The sequence below is a fragment of the Mesorhizobium loti genome (assembly GCA_014189435.1).
Classification (GTDB): Bacteria; Pseudomonadota; Alphaproteobacteria; order Rhizobiales; family Rhizobiaceae; genus Mesorhizobium; species Mesorhizobium loti_G.
This window is the reverse complement of sequence record CP050295.1, coordinates 565,902-583,544: the sequence shown is the minus strand read 5'-3', so window position 1 is coordinate 583,544 and position 17,643 is coordinate 565,902. Positions and strand designations below refer to the sequence as shown.

General features: G+C 58.8%; 15 protein-coding genes and 4 pseudogenes. 10 read left to right on the top strand and 9 right to left on the bottom strand.

Features of this window, described 5'->3' with window-relative positions; all coding sequences use genetic code 11:
• Positions 1-147 precede the first annotated feature (147 nt).
• Both HB777_39815 and HB777_39810 read left to right on the top strand, forming a co-directional pair.
• Positions 148-1,590, top strand: a complete 1,443-nt coding sequence (locus tag HB777_39815; protein QND69689.1) for a methylmalonyl-CoA mutase — start codon at positions 148-150, stop codon at positions 1,588-1,590.
• Positions 1,587-1,748 (top strand): hypothetical protein, encoded by a 162-nt coding sequence (locus HB777_39810; GenBank protein ID QND69335.1) that lies wholly within the window; start codon positions 1,587-1,589, stop codon positions 1,746-1,748. The genes HB777_39815 and HB777_39810 overlap by 4 nt, the downstream gene beginning before the upstream one ends.
• A 296-nt stretch (positions 1,749-2,044) precedes the next feature.
• On the opposite strand, the gene HB777_39805 is transcribed toward HB777_39810, so the two are convergent.
• The 6 genes from HB777_39805 to HB777_39780 form a co-directional block, all read right to left on the bottom strand.
• Positions 2,045-2,908, bottom strand: a complete 864-nt coding sequence (locus HB777_39805) for a hypothetical protein (protein QND69688.1) — start codon at positions 2,906-2,908, stop codon at positions 2,045-2,047.
• Positions 2,909-2,939: 31 nt separating this feature from the next.
• Positions 2,940-3,191 carry a hypothetical protein gene (locus HB777_39800; GenBank protein QND69687.1) on the bottom strand — a complete coding sequence of 84 codons (252 nt, stop codon included), beginning with the start codon at positions 3,189-3,191 and terminating at the stop codon, positions 2,940-2,942.
• Positions 3,192-3,762: 571 nt separating this feature from the next.
• Positions 3,763-4,203, bottom strand: a complete 441-nt coding sequence (locus tag HB777_39795) for a hypothetical protein (protein ID QND69686.1) — start codon at positions 4,201-4,203, stop codon at positions 3,763-3,765.
• Between the two features lie 678 nt (positions 4,204-4,881).
• A complete protein-coding gene (locus tag HB777_39790) occupies positions 4,882-5,151 on the bottom strand; it encodes a hypothetical protein (GenBank protein ID QND69685.1) in 270 nt (89 codons plus the stop codon).
• Positions 5,148-5,585, bottom strand: a complete 438-nt coding sequence (locus tag HB777_39785) for a PIN domain-containing protein (protein ID QND69684.1) — start codon at positions 5,583-5,585, stop codon at positions 5,148-5,150. The genes HB777_39790 and HB777_39785 overlap by 4 nt, the downstream gene beginning before the upstream one ends.
• A 576-nt stretch (positions 5,586-6,161) precedes the next feature.
• Positions 6,162-6,641, bottom strand: a complete 480-nt coding sequence (locus tag HB777_39780) for a prop expression regulator (GenBank protein ID QND69776.1) — start codon at positions 6,639-6,641, stop codon at positions 6,162-6,164.
• A gap of 375 nt (positions 6,642-7,016) precedes the next feature.
• Here HB777_39780 and HB777_39775 point away from each other — a divergent pair.
• A pseudogene (locus HB777_39775) lies at positions 7,017-8,161 on the top strand (transposase family protein).
• Between the two features lie 2 nt (positions 8,162-8,163).
• Here the strand turns inward: HB777_39775 and HB777_39770 are convergent.
• Positions 8,164-8,475 (bottom strand): annotated as a pseudogene (locus HB777_39770) (helix-turn-helix domain-containing protein).
• A 503-nt stretch (positions 8,476-8,978) separates the two neighbouring features.
• Here HB777_39770 and HB777_39765 point away from each other — a divergent pair.
• The 5 genes and pseudogenes from HB777_39765 (at position 8,979) to HB777_39745 (ending at position 13,039) form a co-directional block, all read left to right on the top strand.
• Positions 8,979-9,803: an IS5 family transposase gene (locus HB777_39765; protein QND69683.1), complete on the top strand. Its 825-nt coding sequence runs from the start codon at positions 8,979-8,981 to the stop codon at positions 9,801-9,803.
• Between the two features lie 424 nt (positions 9,804-10,227).
• Positions 10,228-10,722, top strand: coding sequence for a hypothetical protein (locus HB777_39760; GenBank protein ID QND69682.1), 495 nt, complete (start codon positions 10,228-10,230; stop codon positions 10,720-10,722).
• Between the two features lie 53 nt (positions 10,723-10,775).
• A pseudogene (locus tag HB777_39755) lies at positions 10,776-12,226 on the top strand (inorganic triphosphatase).
• A 191-nt stretch (positions 12,227-12,417) separates the two neighbouring features.
• Positions 12,418-12,810, top strand: a complete 393-nt coding sequence (locus HB777_39750) for a transposase (protein ID QND69681.1) — start codon at positions 12,418-12,420, stop codon at positions 12,808-12,810.
• Entirely contained in the window at positions 12,794-13,039 is a 246-nt protein-coding gene (locus tag HB777_39745) for a hypothetical protein (protein QND69680.1), read from the top strand. Before HB777_39750 ends, HB777_39745 begins: the two co-directional genes overlap by 17 nt.
• 160 nt (positions 13,040-13,199) lie before the next feature.
• Here HB777_39745 and HB777_39740 read toward each other — a convergent pair whose 3' ends face one another.
• Together HB777_39740 and HB777_39735 are read right to left on the bottom strand one after the other, a co-directional pair.
• Positions 13,200-13,589: a GFA family protein gene (locus HB777_39740; protein QND69775.1), complete on the bottom strand. Its 390-nt coding sequence runs from the start codon at positions 13,587-13,589 to the stop codon at positions 13,200-13,202.
• 233 nt (positions 13,590-13,822) lie between these two features.
• Positions 13,823-14,581, bottom strand: coding sequence for a thermonuclease family protein (locus HB777_39735; protein QND69774.1), 759 nt, complete (start codon positions 14,579-14,581; stop codon positions 13,823-13,825).
• Positions 14,582-15,300: 719 nt separating this feature from the next.
• Here HB777_39735 and HB777_39730 point away from each other — a divergent pair.
• Together HB777_39730 and HB777_39725 are read left to right on the top strand one after the other, a co-directional pair.
• Entirely contained in the window at positions 15,301-16,350 is a 1,050-nt protein-coding gene (locus tag HB777_39730; protein ID QND69679.1) for a hypothetical protein, read from the top strand.
• Positions 16,262-17,461, top strand: a pseudogene (locus HB777_39725) (DUF3363 domain-containing protein). The gene HB777_39730 and the pseudogene HB777_39725 overlap by 89 nt, the downstream one beginning before the upstream one ends.
• Positions 17,462-17,643: the final 182 nt, after the last annotated feature.

The following is a 17,643-nucleotide window of genomic DNA, read 5'->3' as shown; positions in this document are numbered from 1 at the left end:
GGCAATCGGCCATGGTTTGTGCCACAGGCTGACATAATTCCGATAGGTCGAATTCAGATCCAACAAGTGCATTGCATTACGATATCGGACCGGGAACCGTAGACTGTGTTCCAGGCTGATGCGGACGCATAAAAACGAGGAAGAAGGATGGGAGCTGGAGCCTTGACCAGGGATGTTGAACCCGAGAATGCCGAGCGCCAGCGATGGCTGGCCCTGGCGGAAAAGGCGTTGGCCGGCGCATCCTTCGAGGAAAAGCTGGTCTCGCACACCGACGACAACATCCGCATCGAACCACTTTACGACCGCAGCACCGCAGCGGAACCAACCGTGCGCGCAAACCCGAAATCGCCCTGGATCGTCAGCCAGCGCGTCGACGATCCGGATATCGACCGCGCCAGGGCCCAGGCCCTGGAGGACGTAGCGCAAGGCGCGACGGGATTGTCGCTTGTTTTTGAAGGCGCGCCCAACGCATTCGGCTACGGCTTGCCGAGGACGGCGCAGGCACTGGAGACAGTGCTGGACGGTGTGCCGCTCAACCGTATCCAGATCCGCATCGATGCCCATCCCTGGAGCCGGGCCGTGGCCGACTGGCTGGTGGCGCTCCTGAGCAAGCGCCGTTCGGACCCGGCAAAGCTCAACCTCTCCTTCGGCATCGATCCGGCGGCGATCTTCGCCGGGACCGGCCGGCTGCGCATGTCGATCGAGGCGTTGCAGGCGTCGATGCCGCAGTCGTTGGCGCATTTCTTCTCGATGGGCGTTCCGGGCGTGCTCCTGGAGGCGGACGGCCGCGTGCTCCACAATGCCGGCGCCACGGAGGCGCAAGAGCTTGGCATCATGCTGGCTTCGGCGGTCTCCTATCTCAGAATGTTCGAGACGGCGCGGCAGCCGCTTGTCTATGCCGCACCCCATATCGGCTTTGCGCTCAGCGTCGACCAGGACCAATTCCTGTCGGTGGCCAAGGTTCGGGCACTGCGCAGGCTCTGGGCACGGCTGCAGGAAGCCTGTTCGATCCCCAATTCCACCGCCAATATCCACGCAGAGACGTCGTTTCGCATGATGACGGCATTGGACCCCGAAACCAACATCCTGCGCACCACGATTGCCTGCTTTGCGGCAGCATCAGGCGGCGCCGATTCGATCTCAATCCTGCCGCACACGATCGCGCATGGTCTGCCGGCGGGTTTTGCCCGCCGCGTTGCCCGCAACGCGCAACTGATCATGGCCAATGAAAGCCATATCGATCATGTCGCCGATCCTGCCTACGGATCCGGCGCGGTCGAAGCGCTGACCGCGGAACTGTGCGAGATGGCCTGGGCGGAATTGCAGACAATCGAGGCCGAGGGCGGCGTCTTGTCCAGCCTCCAGGGCGGGCATATCCAGGCACGCGTTCATGCCGCGGCAGCGCGGCGCAACGCAGCCTATCAGGCAGGCGAGCCAACCATCATCGCCACCACGCTCTATCCGTTGAAAAGCGAACGTCCGGTCGAGACGCTGGCAGCGGAACGACGGCCCGCCTTCACCGAAGGCGTTGCCGTCTGCGAGCCCCTGTTTGCGGTTCGCATCGACCAATCGATCGGAGCCTCCTCTTGATCCCTGATTTCAGCCAGATCGGCTGGGTGCCGCCACGCCGCGCACCCATCGAGGTCAAAGGCCAGCGGATGACGCCGGAAGGCCTTGTCAGCATTGATGCGGTCAATCTCCACGACGCAGGCTCCGGTCAGGCGAATCTTGGCCGCGTCGTTCGCTAGCAAGCTGTAAAGGTCTACAGGCTGCATCAATGGCGGCTTTGCCCTTCGATGGCGGGAACACATCCCGCATGGAGGCGACGCATGCGCCAACGACGTCCTGTCGGGACCCTCAAAGTTTGCCTCGCATCGTCGTGTAACTATTTGAAATATCTCAATATTTTATACAGAAATGCCTCACGAATTCAGGCTTTAGACACAACAGGACGCCTCGCTTTGGACACGACAGTGCGCCTCACTTGTGCTGGGGTACAAAAAACCCGGCAGGCGCCGGGCTTTGTATTGATGGACGTCTTGGGTCAAACGGACGGCAGCGAGTCTCGACGATAAAACCTCGTGCTGATCGTTTCGCGGTCGAATGCCAGCGGGACGCCGGACTCTTCAAGAGCCGACTTCAATCCGCTGAAATGAACTCCCCGTTCCTTTGCGAGCCGAATGAGCGACACATAGGTTCTCATGAATTCATCAAGGTCGGCTCGCATCACCAGTTTCTGCGGGCAACGGTTGACGGGATTGATGCCAACCCTGAATGGGAGGTGGCCTTGCGCGAGGAGGGCGGTAAGAACTTCAGATCTTACGCCGAGGCTCTTTTCGGTTTCGCGAAGGGACAGTCCGCCATGCTCCTCTCGTCGCACCAGTAGGCGGACCTCATCCGGATCGACCAGGAGAGAAAGGAAACCGCAGTCAGTCGGCGACTTTCTCGTGCGCGTCAGTTTCCCTTCGAGCTTAAGCCTGACGATCTCCATGACAGCGCAGCATGCTTGCTTTCCGGCACTGAGGAGATTGCAGAACCCGGGGTCCGCCTCGCCAGGTTCGTCTGCGCCGGCGAGGAGGCGCGCCAGGAAATCATCCAGGGCCGCCTTTGCAAAATTGTAGTGCGTAAGAACTCCTTGGTCGAGTTCGATCACGGGTCGGATGAACCCGTGCTCCAGCAGGCCGCGGTCGTGGAGGCGAGGCACGTTGAGGTATTTCGCAGCATCCGTCATAGGCAAAGCGTCGAACACGCGCCGGATGAACGTGCGGCCTTCTTCGGCATCGAAGAGCACCTTGTCATCGGGGACAGTTCGTGTCGTCTCATCGATCAACTTGCCAAGAAGGAGCAGTTTGCGAAGGCGTTTGGGATGAGTTTCGAACTCGATGGATGCGGTTCGTACGGAATGCAACTTCCGGGTAGATACCGGCCTTCCGAAGATCTCATCCTCTGGACACGACCGGCATCGTCTCGATCGAGTGGCGCATGATGATGTCACGAAGGGGTTCATAGGCGTCGTCGTCGGACTCGTGGGCGAGCCAGTCATACAGGCGGCAGAAAGCGGTTTTGGGACCGGTCTGCAGTTTCCTGTGATTGGACTTCGACTGGAGCAAATTCAATAGTTCCCGGATCGCAGGCTCGCCGAGCCGGGCGATTTCGAAACCCCTGAGGGAAGCGCGATGGCCCGCCGTCACCCGCCCCAACCTTTCGGGCTCGCAAAGGTTCCGAGGCGCAGTATCTCAGGCGCCAGCTGAACGCATCCACTATACCTCTGGATACGGCATTAGATATTTTGCAATCTCGTCGTGATACGCCACTTGGTCGAAGGTCCGCAGCGATCGATCCCAGCGAAGGTCGCTCCCGCAGACTATGGCGGTCATGAAGTTTTCATGAGGTGGCACTGTCTTGGGACGAGGCCCGTAAGAATCTGGCTCGGTTTCCAGAGATGGGTAAAACGTTCGATCGCCTGCCGATCCCAGGTTCCCATCGATTGGTGATTGGAGACTATCTTCTCTGGCGGTGCCACCGAATAGCGGATGGCGTCGGAGGCAAATCACGTCCTCGTCATGGCGGGTCGCAGTAAGCTGGCAGGCTTGGCCCCCGGTTTTTGCGCTGCGCCGCCATCAACTCGGTCGAATGCCCTATCAGGCATATTCAGCGCATTTTTACTCCCAAAAAAGCTTAGGCCCCACAGGCGTGAACCTGCAGGGCCTTGACGATCTATCTTGCCGAATGGGTACGGCTGACATTCGTAAATATGGTGGCTCACAGGTGCTCTGTCAAGCGACTGAGGCCTAGCCAGTGCAAAATAGCCTTACGCACCTCCAACAAGTCCACTTTCGAGAGGCTCACGTTAGACCTCTTCCCTGCCAAAAAAGGCTGGTCGAGGCGTTCGTTGCTAACGGTCTCCAGCATGTCGGCCTTGAGCCAGTTTTCCTCATGCGGATCAAAAAATGGGTACGCCCCCGGAGGAATGCAATAATGATACTTTTGCGGTGTTTTTGGAGCGACAGTTGAGAACGGTGCGATGGTGGTGAGTCCTCGGCCGGCACTCAGCGCGACACAGTGACGCTCCTTGTACATCTCAGGTTTGACACCGAGCGGGCCCTTCATGATCCCTGGTTCCGCAATCTTGTCGGGTTCTGGTCCAAAATCGCATATCAACACTTGTCCCGGTTGAGGGAAAATTCCTGCCCTTAGCGCCATACGTCGGCACTACAACCTATGCGTCAGTTCGACAAGACCAGGCGGCAGGTCCTGTGTCGCTGCCTACGAGAAATCGGGTCTGCTCAGGACCCACCAAGGATTAGCCTACGATAGAACGGTCGCTGCGGCGGAGCGGTTGGCAGAGGCCGCGGGCAGCCGCTGCCTTCGAAGGACGTCGGCCGAGGCCGGGACGGTGAGGAAACTGACGGAACGGGGGGCTTCGGGGAAGCCGTGCCGCGCATGAAAGCCTGCGGCGGTGACGTGACGTCAACCCTGAATCGAAAGACCTGGCGCCCGAGGAGCGCGCCGGGGAGGGGCGGATGCTCGCGTCAATCCTTTCGCAAAGGACTCCCGTGATGGTGCAGCCGCTTTCGCAAGGAGTCGTTTCCGCGCGGGGTGGGGGCATGGGGGCGCACCGGTCCACGCCCGCGGGCCTCCTGATGCTGTTCACCGAGGACTGGCAAAGGAACATCACCATGCCTGAGAGAACGAGTTAAGCAGTGACGAAGAGAACGCCCGCAGGATAGGATTTGTGTTCACTAAGAGCTTGGCTGCGTTGCGCGCGAGGGCGGAGGCATCCACCACGAAAAGGCTGTCGATCCTGCTTGATAGAACCCCAAGGCAAGGGCTAACGGGATCGAGCCTATCTACCAAACACAGGCGACCCTTTTGGAGTCCTCACATTTTCGGGCTAACCGAACTTCCTTCCTCTACAAGCTCGTCTCCTGGATCTGGCGCGACATCCGGCGCGCGATCCAAGATCGCCAAGGCCGCATCGGTACTGCCGCGCGCGGCCCTTTTCTTGAGACTGAGGATTGCGCGCCGATGGCCGACACCGTCGGCAATGAACGCCGATAGGAGCTGGTTCAGCGACACGTTGTCTTCTGCTGCAGCCTGCTTGGCCTCTTCCATCACATGGTCGGCAAGCCTCAACGGATATGTGCTCATGATGGTTGGTTCCTTCTTCTGAATTCGGCGACGAAAGCTCCTGCCTTGATGATCGAAATGCCAAAATCGCCTACTGCCGGAATGTCAAAATGCCGATCACTGGTGACGATGGTCCTCGCTCCGGCGGCGAGGGCACATTCGATGTAAAGGTCGTCCTTGGGATCGGTCAGGAACGGCCTGAACCGGAACCAAGGGGAGACCAGTTTGGCGCGCTTGAATACCGCGTCGAGGACAACATCGATCTCTTCGTTTGTGATCCATGGGTTCTCTCCGAGAATCCCGGCACGCTTCAGCACGTCCTCGTATTCGAGCGAGACGGCGGGCGACACGGCGAAAGGGACGTTTCCCTGGATCATCTCGCGGACGATCACGTTCGAAGCACCGTTCGATGACCGCAATCCAGCCAGCAAGACATTGGCATCGAACACATTCATAGCTTCAATATGATATCTCATGTGATATCATGTCAAGTGGCGGAAGGCGCTTGAGGATATCCCAGCGCTATCAACGCCCGGATGAAGGCAGGAGGCGCGCAAGTCGTCAGGGACGATGTAGGCGTGAAGGTGCGCATGGGCTTCGTCGGTTTGCCGGACGCCGACAGAAGGCGGTCGCCATACTGTCGCTCCATTGCCGTCGGCTCTCGGAGGGCCTTTGCCGAGGCTAGCAGAACTGGACAGGTAACCTTTTCCGCTGAACACGAGCAACCAACCCCCTTGTTGGTCGAGTACAATTTTGCCGACACCGTGACACAGCGACGTGCGCAGGCTCTCATGGGCGCGGAATGTCGACAATGCTGCTGCGGATGCCTTGCCTTCCAAAGCGAAAGCTCCGGCCGGCCCGATCAAGTTTGCCAACTCCTCGAATCGCTGGCCGACCAGATGGGGCAGTCTCACTCTCCCGTTGGCAGCCATTCATCAACGATGATCGGCAATCCGTAGAAAAGATCATGCGCTTGCCAATGCAGAGCTAGGCGGCTTTCCTGTTCGAACAACGTGATTGCTCAGCGGCGATCAAGCCATCGGCTTTCGGAATGACCGGCGACGCTTCGTCTCAACGACTATTCCGGTCGGGCTGTGGGCCGTATTCTTTGCCTTGAACACGACCGTTTGCTTCGGTTTCCGTTTGGGTGGCGCTTCAGGCTTTGCGCTTGGCTCCGGCGTTTGCTTGGTCTCTTGCTTGTCCTTGCGGGCGCACAGCAAAGCCTTGGCGGTCGCCGCGTCCGCATCCGATACCTCGCCGGCCGGCTTGCCGTCGAGATCAACCCGCGCGGCGCCTGCATCCAGCCTGGCCAAGTATCTGGCCATTCTGGTGTAGGCGCGCAGGGCTCTCCTCAATTCATCATCAGACAGTTCGCCATCAAGCGCGCGAATGTCATGATGGATGCCGATCTTGAGCGGCCTGGGGGCTTTCGGATTGAACGCTGAAGGCCACTTTGCCGATAGATGGCGGAAAAGCTGTGCGGAGGATTTCCCTCGGCTAGCGGTCGACATGATCAAGCCTCGCCCGATTTGGTTTCGTTCCCAATTCTGACCCTTCGTAGCGCGCATATATGCAATGATTATGGGCGTCTGAGAAAAAATGGGCATTCATCCCGCAAGGGCAAAGCAGCAGGTCCTGGCTCCTCCAGATCGAGTACCGTTGCCCGGATTTCGAGATACATGAGATGTCGCTCCCCAACCTCTCGCGACTTCTGAGGAACGGAATCGATCAGCCGGACGACGACATCGCGAACGCGTGCGGCGCGGCAATCAATGTGAGAGCGCGCATTGCATCGCCTGAACTGCTCCCGGATGTTGGGCCGTTGCCTCATCTGATTTGCTCCCCGCAGTTTTGGGGCGGGAGCAAATCAGATGAGGCGGATAAGCATGGCGACGCGGGATGAGCTGGTGAAGGTGGTAGCGGAGCGCTACGCCCGAGGCGATCGGGCAGAGAAGTCGCGCATTCTCGATGAATTCGCGGCGGTAAGCGGCGTTCACCGCAAGCATGCCATGCGGTTGCTGCGGAATGGACCACAGGCGCAGCGTTCGGGCCCGCGACCGGAGCGCCGGCTTTATGACGACGCGGTGCGCGAAGCGCTGATCGTGCTCTGGGAAGCTTCGGATCGCATCTGCGGCAAGCGTCTGAAGATGCTGATTCCGATTCTGGTGGAGGCAATGGAGCGTCACGGGCATCTGCACCTAACCGCCGAGATCCGCACACGGCTATTGGCGATGAGCGCGGCCACGATCGATCGCGCCCTTCGCGAGGTTCGAGACATCGCTGGTGGGCCGAGACGCCGTCGCAGTACAGCGTCCACCGCGCTGCGGCGCAGCATTCCGATCCGAACCTTCTCCGATTGGCAGGATCCTCCGCCTGGATTCGTCGAGGCCGACCTGGTGGCGCACAGTGGACCGACGACGCGGGGAAGCTTCATACAAACGCTTTGTCTTACCGACATCGCGAGCGGGTGGACGGAATGCGCGCCCTTGCTGGTGCGTGAACAGAAGCTGTTGAGCGAGGTGCTGACGGTATTACGGCGGCTCCTGCCATTTCAGCTTCTCGGATTCGACACGGACAATGACAGCGTGTTCCTGAACGAGACGATACGCGACTACTGTCTGGATGCCGGCATCGAGTTCACCCGCTGCCGTCCTTACCGCAAAGATGACCAGGCCTTCGTCGAACAGAAGAACGGCGCCGTGGCGCGACGCATCGTCGGCTGGAGGGGCGTGAAGCCGCTGCTGCCCTTGCACAGCTCTATTCGACGGTTCGGCTGTTCGTGAACTTCTTCCAACCCTCCTTCAAGCTGGCCGGAAAGGAACGGGACGGCGCCCGCGTGCGCAAGCGCTATCACCCTGCGGCAACACCGTGCCAGCGACTGCTGGCAGATCCACGCACGCCTGAACCGGTTCGTGCCAGGCTTGCGCAAACACAGGCGAGGCTGGACCCGGTAAAGCTGCTGCAGGAGATGCGATCGGCGCAGCAGCGCCTCGTCGACATCGCCGATGAATCCTGCACGCCGGCGCTGGTGGTGGGCGTTTCCAGCGTCAGCGCGATCACCTGATCGACCAGTTCGGGATCGAGTGGCGCAATGCCTGGCGGGCGGCTCTTGTCGCGCAAAAGGCCATCCACGCCTTCGGCCATAAAACGCTCCTGCCATCGCCACACGCAGGTCTTCGATTTGCCGGTAGCCTCCATAATGGTCACGGTTCCCAAGCCGTCATCGCTCATCAGAATGATCTTCGCCCGCCACGCATGCTTCTGCGGCGAACCGTGCTTTGCCACGATGGCTTCGAGCCGGATCCTGTCGGCGGCAGTGACGTCAAATGTAATACCGGTGCGCATGCCCGATCGTCGCACATGCGAAAACCGATGGGAATCCAACATCGGACTCTTTTGTCTCGATCAATCCACTAGATAGACCGTCGAAAGGACGATGCAGAAGGCCGCTGCATTAATCAGAGTTGGGCTTAAAGCGGCCTTCTCCCGTTCGTTGAATTCCATAGATCCCCTCCCAACTTTGCGAAGAACTGGATCGAAAAAACACGAATAACTGACGGCTGATCTCAAGGGAAACTGAAGTCATAAAAATGCATGAAGTGTATAAATAACTGGCCCCCTCTTGCAAAAATATGCAAATCCAGCAATGATTCTGAGGTTCGCAGCGGGGGCTTGCGACCAACAAGCCTCCCGCTACTTGTCACCAAAAGCTAGTAGGAGCTTCCAATGACCGATTGCGTTAATACCACGAAAATATCCCGCCGCTCAATACTTGACGGATTAGAGGCTGTTTGGAAAATCGGATTTGAGGGGTTTCGTTTGCGCATGAAGTCTGATTCAGAGCGAGGATGTGGACCGAACAGAGCCGTGGCCGTGTTGCCAAGATCGCGCGTAAGACGAAGCGTTATCCGTGTGATCTGACAGATGAGGAATGGGAGCGGATCGCGCCACTGATGCCGGTTCCTGGTCGGCGTGGGCGTCCCCGCGAGGTGGATTTTCGGGAGGTAATCAACGCGGTGCGCTATCTGGTGCGCTCAGGCTGTGGGTGGCGGATGTTGCCCATTCATTTTGGGCCGTGGCAGACGGTCTATAGCTGGTTCCGCGAGTTGGCACGGCGCTTCCTGTTTCAGACGATCCACGACGTGGAACTGATGCTCGACCGCGAGCGGCAGGGCCGCGAACCTTCACCCAGCGCTGGTGTGATTGATAGTCAGTCGATCAAGGCACCCCATGCAAAAGCACGAGGCTACGACGCGGGTAAGAAGATCGTCGGGCGCAAGCGCCATATTGCGGTCGATACGGACGGACGGCTCCTGATGGTCAACCTGACCACCGCTGACATCTCCGACAGCGCGGGTGCGCAGGCGATACTCGACGGCATCCGCAAACGCTGGCCGTGGGTCAAGCATCTCTTCGCCGACGGGGCCTATGACCGGCTCAAGCTGATGGATAAGGCCTGCTATCTCGACTTCATCGTCGAGATCATCCGCCGCACCGACGACCAGAAAGGCTTCAAGGTTCTACCGCGTCGCTGGGTCGTCGAACGGACGTTCGGATGGATGATCCGGTGGCGACGCCTCGTGCGCGATTACGAGCAGCGCATCGATGTCTCGCAGGCCATGATCCTCGTCGCCATGGGCGGCATCATGCTACGCAGAAACGCCCATCCGTGATTTTCCAAACCGACTCTTAGCCCCCGCGACCTCGACCAGGGCGCTGCCGGCGTCACCCCTGGCAAAGCAAATGAGCCCTAATTTAGTAGAGGTCTTACATGAGATCGAGGAGTATTACCGGGACCGACCTGCGGAGGATATCCTTGCGCTTCGAGCATGGATGATAGCCACGTTCCCCCATCTGCGGCCTTGACGCGGCCCGCCTGATTACCCGGCCGCCAATGGTGGCGTTGGCCAAGCCGTCCCCTTTTATCGGGGGCGGCTTTTCTCTAGGCGCCGCTTGAATTCTTCAAGGAGATCATCGTGCCGATCCGGCTTCGCTAATTCGGGCTTTTCCTTCACGAGTTGATTCAGAATAGCCAGTTCGGCTGCCCTCATCTCTCTCATCGACTTTTGCAACTCGTCGACGCCAGCTAGACCTCCCTTGGGTGGCTTTGGTGTCCTGCTCATCGAGTTCCCTCCCCTTTTTCCTGCCGCCAATATGCGCACCCTGCGAGGCAACGGCAACCCGGCGTCAGTATGGTGCAATGGCTGCCGAAAAGAAGCGCTCGGCAGCGATCAAGGCCGGGGCGAAAAAGGGCAAGCTCCTGCAGTTTCCAAAAAAAGTTTGAAACCCGCGAAGACTCGAACTTCCACGGGTTGCCCCACAGCGACCTCAACGCTGCGCGTCTACCGTTTCGCCACGACCGCAATTCCTTTGGCTTCGGCCCAATTCGGACCGGAGCGCTGCCCTTATAGGACGGGCAAATCTTCCCTTCGTACCGACGAAGGGCTTCCTGCGCATCCGCAAAAAAGTGCTCAACTCTGTTTTGGAGAGCGCATTCGCGAACCGACGCGGATGCTGGAAGCCATGCTGCACAAGGCATTCAAGGACAGTGAACAGGTCACATGGACTCGTGATATCAAAAACCGAGTGTGACGCACCATGTGGTGGGGTCCCTCCGATTATCGTGAAGCGACGCCGAGGACATCATGCAGGAAACGGAACTGAAGCTCGAGCTCTCGCGGTCGGGTGCAGCGTCGCTGCTGAGGAAAAATCCTTTCGGATCCTCGCCCACCATTCTTCAGCAGAGATCCATCTATTTCGACACCCCTGGATGGGATCTGTCCAAGCGCGGCCTGTCGCTTCGCATTCGGCAATCGGGAAATGAACGGATACAAACCGTCAAAGCCGGCGATGGTGCCGCGGTCGGATCGTTCACGCGCGAGGAATGGGAGCGACCGGTCTACGGCGATACCCCGATACTTGACGGTCCGCAGATTCGAGACCTGCTTGCAGGGGCTGGCCCAAAGCTTGCGCCCTTGTTCGAGGTTCATGTCAAACGGCATCGTTGGAATGTGATGGATGGCGACGCCACGATCGAAGTCGCTTTGGATCTTGGCAAGGTCCTTGCGGCCGATCGTGAGGCGCCGCTCTGCGAGATAGAGTTGGAAAAGAAGGCGGGTTCACGACAGCGCTGTTTGCGCTCGCCCGGAAAGTCGACCTGATCACGCCGGCACATCTTGGGGTGCTGAGCAAAGCGGAACGGGGCTATCGTCTGCTTGGCTCGGCGCCCTGTGCTGTGAACGCGGCCGCGACCCCGCTTACATGCGAGATGAGCGCGGCAACGGCTTTCGCGCGCATCGCAGCGGCGTGTCTCAAACAGTTTCGTCTCAATGAAACGGCGCTGGGCTGGTTTCGCGATGCCGAGGCCGTACACTAGGCTCGCGTGTCGCTGCGACGGCTGCGCTCCCTATGCTCGATCTGCAAGTCGCAGTTCGACGACTGCCGTTTCGACCGCCTGCGCGAAGAATTGACATGGCTCGCCTCGGAATTTGGCGATGCGCGCAATATCGACGTGATGATCGACCGCGCTTCGAGCGAGGCTCTTTCAATCCGTCTTCAAGACGCGCGCGACGAAGCCTATGCGGCGGTCGAAGCATCGCTCTCCTCGGCGCGCGCCCGCACGTTGATGATCGATGCCGCCGAGTGGATTTCCATCAGGGACTGGCGAACCGACCAAACGGACGAAACGTTGCACGAGCAGTCGTCGCGGGATTTCGCCTCCGGTGTATTTGATAGACTTTGGAAAAAGGTGGCGAAGGGCGGCAACAATCTGATCGATGCCGATGACGAGACCCGCCATGAAGTGCGCATCGCCGCAAAGAAACTGCGCTATGCGGCGGAGTTCTTCGAGCCGCTTTACAAGAGCAAGGCGGAAGCCAAACGCCATCGACGGTTCATCATGGCGATGAAGGACCTGCAGGATCAGCTCGGCAGCCTCAACGATCTCGCCACCGCCCCCGATATGCTGGCAGCGCTGGCGCTTTCGGACGTGGCTGGTGCGACGGATCTCTTCCGCTCCGAAGACAAGTCCAAGCTTCTTGAAGACGCCGCAGAAGCGCATGACACCTTTGTTAACACGAGGCGCTTCTGGCATTGAGGCAGCACGCAGAACCACAGGGATCGACGAAGCTCTGGCACCGCTTGCTGGAAGGCGACGAGGAGGCGGATCGTGCGGACTTGAGAGAAGTTGTGACTGTTGCTTTTGGGCTAAAGCGTGTCGCGATTTAAGGGATTCAGGATTCCCTTTGATTTGAGTTCGTGATTCATTGCGGTTGAAAGGAGACCGCGATGGGCAAGCCGCTACCGCTTGAGTTGCGTCGGCGTGTTGTTGCGTATGTCGATGAGGGACATGGTCACCGCGAGGCTGCGCGCCATTTCCGCGTTTCGCCTCGCTTTGTGAACAATCTGATCAACCTGCGCCGGCAGACCGGTTCGCTTGAAGCGCGCCGGCAGGGCCATGTGGGCGGCGGCAAGCTTGAGCCGCATGCCGAGTTTGTTCGCTTGCGATTGGCCCAGACCGGCGAACTGACGCTGGATGAGCTTTGCGTCGAACTGGAGGTGCGTGGGGTAAGCGTGCATCGCTCCAATGTCGGGCGCCTGCTCAATCGCCTGGGGCTCAGTCATAAAAAAAACTCTACAGGCCAGCGAGCAGCAGCGGGCCGACGTGCGCCAGGCGCGTGAATTGTGGACCGGGCGGCGAAAGCGGTTCTTCAACAAGGCTTTGGCGCGGCTGATCTTCATCGATGAGACGTCGACCAATACCAAGCTGACCAAACGCACCGGCTGGGCGCCGAAGGGCGAGCGCTTCAGGACGCATGCGCCATTCGGCAAATGGCAGACGCAGACCTTCATCGCCGGGCTGCGATGCCACGGTCTTGTCGCGCCGTGGATCGTCAATACGTGGCGGTAGTCTGGCCCTGCGACGGCATTGTGACGAATAATGAGAAGTGATCGGGGAACCCGCGCAATCGCGGATTCGACGAGCTAGATTTCGGCAGTAAACGCCACCAGGTCTGACCGACCGCCTCATCGCGAGCTGCGGTCCTGGTCTCGACAGCATGACCATATGTTCATTCTCTGAGGGACGATTGTTCCACCACGGGAATATCGGGGAGATCGTAATAGTCGCCGGCCGATTCAGGGTACAACTGGCTCTCCATCCTTAGTTTGGTTGGACCGTCGATGGTGCCGGCCCAAATAGAAATATGAGGCCTTCCGAAACCCTGCCAAAACAGGTTGCTGCCGCAGTTCGAGCAAAAGCCTCGCTTGGCCGTTTCAGAGGACTGAAACCATTTCAGCGTGTCGCCTTTGATGACGACATCCTTGAGTTCAGCCTGAGTCGCTGCAACGTAATGACCAGATGCTTTCCGGCACTGATTGCAGTGGCAGGCGACGATCGGACGCAAGTCGCCATGTACCTCGTAGGCAACGGCTCCGCACAGACAGCTTCCTTTGGTCATGCTCGTCATCGGCCTCTCTCCGTTGCAGTGGCGCACATAGAAATGCATCTGATCGGATTTCACCATCGCAATTGCGACAGCCGGGCGTCGAAGGCGCCTTTTGCTACCTATGCCGGGAATTCGTCCAGGATGTCCACTTTAGGGTGCTCGGATTCGGCCACACGACATATGCAGGACGTCGACGGTGTGGTTCATTCGGATGGTCGGCCGCTGCAATCCAATCCCAGAAATCGTCATCTCTTGGCAGCACGCCATCCGGCTGCCTGTGCTTCGGCTTCTGAACAGAACCACCGTTCTCCGGTGTCCTCCGTAATCTTGGTTTTCTCGTAGTTCTGCTGGCTAGGCACATGATAGATGCGTTCGCCAGTAGTGCTGATGTTGCCTTTGATGTTGCAGCTTTTGGCGCCGCCGGAGGTGACGCCAACCAGAGGCGCTGGTTGGCTAGGCAGATTTTTGCGGCCCTCAGCCCGCCATTCCCAAGGCGGCTGCACGGTTCCGGCCCAGATTCCGAGCCGGTCGGCTTTCGCGGCTTCCTGCTGGTTCGCGTATTTGCCGTTGCTGTACCGCGGCCAGTCCATCGCCCACCCATTTCCGACAATCCACGCTTGGACGCTTGTGCCATCTGCCCGATAGCAATCGCCGACGAAGCGGCCGTACCGATCGCGCTCTACAAAGTCGCAACGAGTGGGCGAGGACGCGGATAAGAACGCGTCGACGGCCTTGGCTGCCTGAGCACCACAACGATAGGCCTTGCCTTCGCGGTCATCGCAGGTCTGGGCAGACTCAGGTGCATCGATCCCGTTGAAGCGGACACGCTCGCCATGAATTTCGATCGTGTCGCCATCGACCACGGAAGCGCGGCCAATCAGCTCTACTCCTTTCCCGGTGTCTGCCGCGAAGAGGGGATTTGTATTGTGATACCAAGCTGAGCCGACACCGAGCAGCGTGACGGCCACGAGAGCTGATGCAACAGATTTCGCATAAGGCCCGATGCGGTTGTTGCGCCTGCTATTTCGTCGCCTCCTGGACCGATCGATGTTGCCCACTTCGTGTTCCCTATTCAAGCCTGGAGGCCTACCGCATGAGAAGAAATCGATAACCCAAATTGACGATTAATGACGCGTTGCTCGCGCAAATAAGGCGCTAGGCGGATTTGCGCTCGAGAGGAAGTGTTGCCCTTTCCTATTTCCATGCCTAGAAGGCTCCATTGTGTGTGTACAGCAGAACTCGCTGGGGGGTGAGTATCGTTGTGCGTCGGGCGAAATGCCCTCCATGCGGTCAATTCTCTGTTTGTTCCGTAGAGGATTTTTCCGGACGCTTTTGCATCCGGAAAAATCGTTCCTTCACCTAAAAGCCTCAGTCACCCCACCTTTCGGACGGCGGAAAACCTATTGAGGCATACTGTTGTGTCTTTCGAGGCGGTTTAGCTGGAAATGTTTCCAAACTATGCGCGCACCGATACGTCCTGCTGACGCGAGCAGGGATGCAGCACGTGCTGCTGCGACAGGATTGCCAGAGTTTGCAGATCGCCGTTTCCGGCGCCTCCGTGCTCCGCCCGTTGCGGCTATGCGTCGACGCCATCGTGCCTACGCGGCGTCTGAAGTACCATCTTGCTGCCCTCCGGTGGCCGAATGACATCCACGGCGGCAGCCGCCCGATGGCCAGTGCCTCGCCAGCCGGTCGCTGTCACGGCCGATGGTGATCATTGTCGATGTTCAAGCAGGCGATCAAGGACACGGTTGCCACCAGCGTATCGCCAGACACGCTGCCCCACGACTGCAGCTTGTATCTGCTTCCGAAATTGAATGACCTCCATTTTCGACGATTTCGTTTCGCCCGCACGGCCAGCGAGCCGCCGCCGATGGAGAGTGCGTTCGCTTACCGCTGCCTCCATTCGGCGAGGAACGAACCCACAGGTAACAGCTTATCGCGGACAACGATCCTAAGCCGCGCGATGATGACCGGCTTGGCCAGTTTGATGCTGCGTGGTTCCATATCCGCAGCGCTGATGGTCCGTATCAATACAATCGATTTGCCCTATCTTTCGAAATGCTGGAAAGCATCGCTCTTTCACTCCTATCTGGTACCACCTAAGGACCGGGCAATGCCTTACGAAGCTATTTTTAGCCTTGGATCTGACTGCACTCCTGCGACGCAAATCAGACGCTATTTCAAACGGCGCCCGAGCAGCTGTTTTGATTGGATTGTGACACCTATAGCCTCCATCGAGGAAATATTGGCAGATGATGGAGCGCGATTTGGGCTTCGTGTATCAGCCTGCTTCAATGGGACGTCAGCTTTTTGCGAGAATTACGGGGTAGTTTACCACCATGAATTCGATCGGACCACGTCCAACGCAGTGATATTCACGCCGGAAGCGTTACGGTCCTGCCGAGAGAAGCTGATTTACAAATACAATAAGATGCTTGACATCGCTCGGACACGAAAGACGTTGTTTGTGCGTTATGTCTCGGCGACGGATGCTCCGGGGGATCAGCAGATGGGAAAGACGTTTGGCGTAGACGATCTCCAGGAGATGGTCACTCTACTTGAGAAAAAATTGGGACACTCAAGGTTCCATGTGGCCTATTTCCGCGCCAACGGGAATGCATATGATAAGTCGAAGTTCATAGGGCCAGTCCCGGAGCGCTGCAGTATCCATCAGGAGAACCATGTTCCTGATCAACTGGGCGAGGTTGAGGTATGGAACGTGTTCTTCTCGAAAATGGGACTTTCGCCAGACCGTCCACCGCTGCTGTAATCTTCAAGAGTTGACCAGAAGCATCCTTCGCGGCCATCCAAGCGGGATAGTCGGCGCGTCGATGTGGACGGATCCTCGACCTCGCCGACACGATCGGTTTTCGATCCCAGCTGGGCGAAGATTTCGAGTACAGGATCAAGCCCCCAAGCCCCACTATCGCAAACCCGTCCTATTGACGTTGGCGGGCGCCCGCGCGCCTGATGACGCACGGCGGGCTCTCGTGAACCGAGTCCGCTTCATTCGCTCTGGTACGGCGGTCTCGGCCCTTCGGGCTTTGATCCCTGGCCATAACAACCCTTTGGTTGTCCAGCGTAGCTGCTTTCGTGTCACCCCGAGGAACACCGAGCCAAGGCAGTTTGACCGTACGATCGCGGACATCGTGGCCGCCCATAACGGGCGCTACAACATCGACATCCATCTCAAGCATGATCGGTCGGTCACCGAACCTTTCGCCGAAACGCACGTCCGGCGCCTTGAAGCGATCCGCCACGCCACCGGTGGAGTGAAGCGCGAGCCTGACGGCACCAGGGTCATCGGGCCGGACCATCCCAAACGCGTCGTCGTCTACGAGCGTCAGCGTGCCAGGGAAGAACCTGTCACGGTCGAGAAGCTCTCCTCATTGTCGCTTGAGCAACAGATTGGTTTCGACGGCGCCACCTGGATTGACCGCGAGCTGGTCTCTGACAGACCGGAGGCTTTGCATGGCTCGGGTTTCGGCCGTGATGTGCGGGCCGCGCAGGCACGCAGGCGGCAGTGGCTGCTCGTGCAGGGTCTCGCGAGTGAAGAGCAGGACCGGATAGTTTATCGCGCCAACATGATTTCGATCCTGCGTTAGCGTGAGCTGAACCGTGTTGTCGGTCAGCTTTCGCAGGAACTTGGGCTCTCGTATGCCGAAGCCCGGGCAGGAGATCGAATAGAGGGTATGCTGCGCCGATCGGTTGAGCTCGCCTGCGGCAAATATGCCGCGATCGAGAGGTCGCGCGAGCTCACGCTGGTGCCATGGCGGCCGGTGCTCCATCGGCACATCGGCAAGGAGGTTTCTGGCGTGGTTCAGCGCGAGGGTATCTCCTGGAACATCGGTCGGCAAAGGGGTGGGCCCAGCGTTTCATGACGACGCAGCAGCGATGCTTCATGCAACGCCTGATCGACCCGTCGCGCCGCGAAGCGCGGCGGGTTTTTCTCTTGAGCACTTGTTTTTGGTCGCGGGACGTTTGCTGCCATAGTGTCCAGCCTGGACCTTGCAATAGCGCCCAACTATCGATTGTGCTCGACGGAGCCTGCAGCGAAGGGGGT

Excerpts from the sequence above, each read along its gene's own strand:
- HB777_39740 (QND69775.1), bottom strand. The coding sequence starts at position 13,589 with ATGACCAAAGGAAGCTGTCTGTGCGGAGCCGTTGCCTACGAGGTACAT.
- HB777_39750 (QND69681.1), top strand. The coding sequence starts at position 12,418 with ATGGGCAAGCCGCTACCGCTTGAGTTGCGTCGGCGTGTTGTTGCGTAT.
- HB777_39780 (QND69776.1), bottom strand. The coding sequence starts at position 6,641 with ATGTCGACCGCTAGCCGAGGGAAATCCTCCGCACAGCTTTTCCGCCAT.
- HB777_39790 (QND69685.1), bottom strand. The coding sequence starts at position 5,151 with ATGAGCACATATCCGTTGAGGCTTGCCGACCATGTGATGGAAGAGGCC.
- HB777_39730 (QND69679.1), top strand. The coding sequence starts at position 15,301 with ATGTTCAAGCAGGCGATCAAGGACACGGTTGCCACCAGCGTATCGCCA.
- HB777_39765 (QND69683.1), top strand. The coding sequence starts at position 8,979 with ATGTGGACCGAACAGAGCCGTGGCCGTGTTGCCAAGATCGCGCGTAAG.
- HB777_39815 (QND69689.1), top strand. The coding sequence starts at position 148 with ATGGGAGCTGGAGCCTTGACCAGGGATGTTGAACCCGAGAATGCCGAG.
- HB777_39785 (QND69684.1), bottom strand. The coding sequence starts at position 5,585 with ATGAATGTGTTCGATGCCAATGTCTTGCTGGCTGGATTGCGGTCATCG.
- HB777_39795 (QND69686.1), bottom strand. The coding sequence starts at position 4,203 with ATGGCGCTAAGGGCAGGAATTTTCCCTCAACCGGGACAAGTGTTGATA.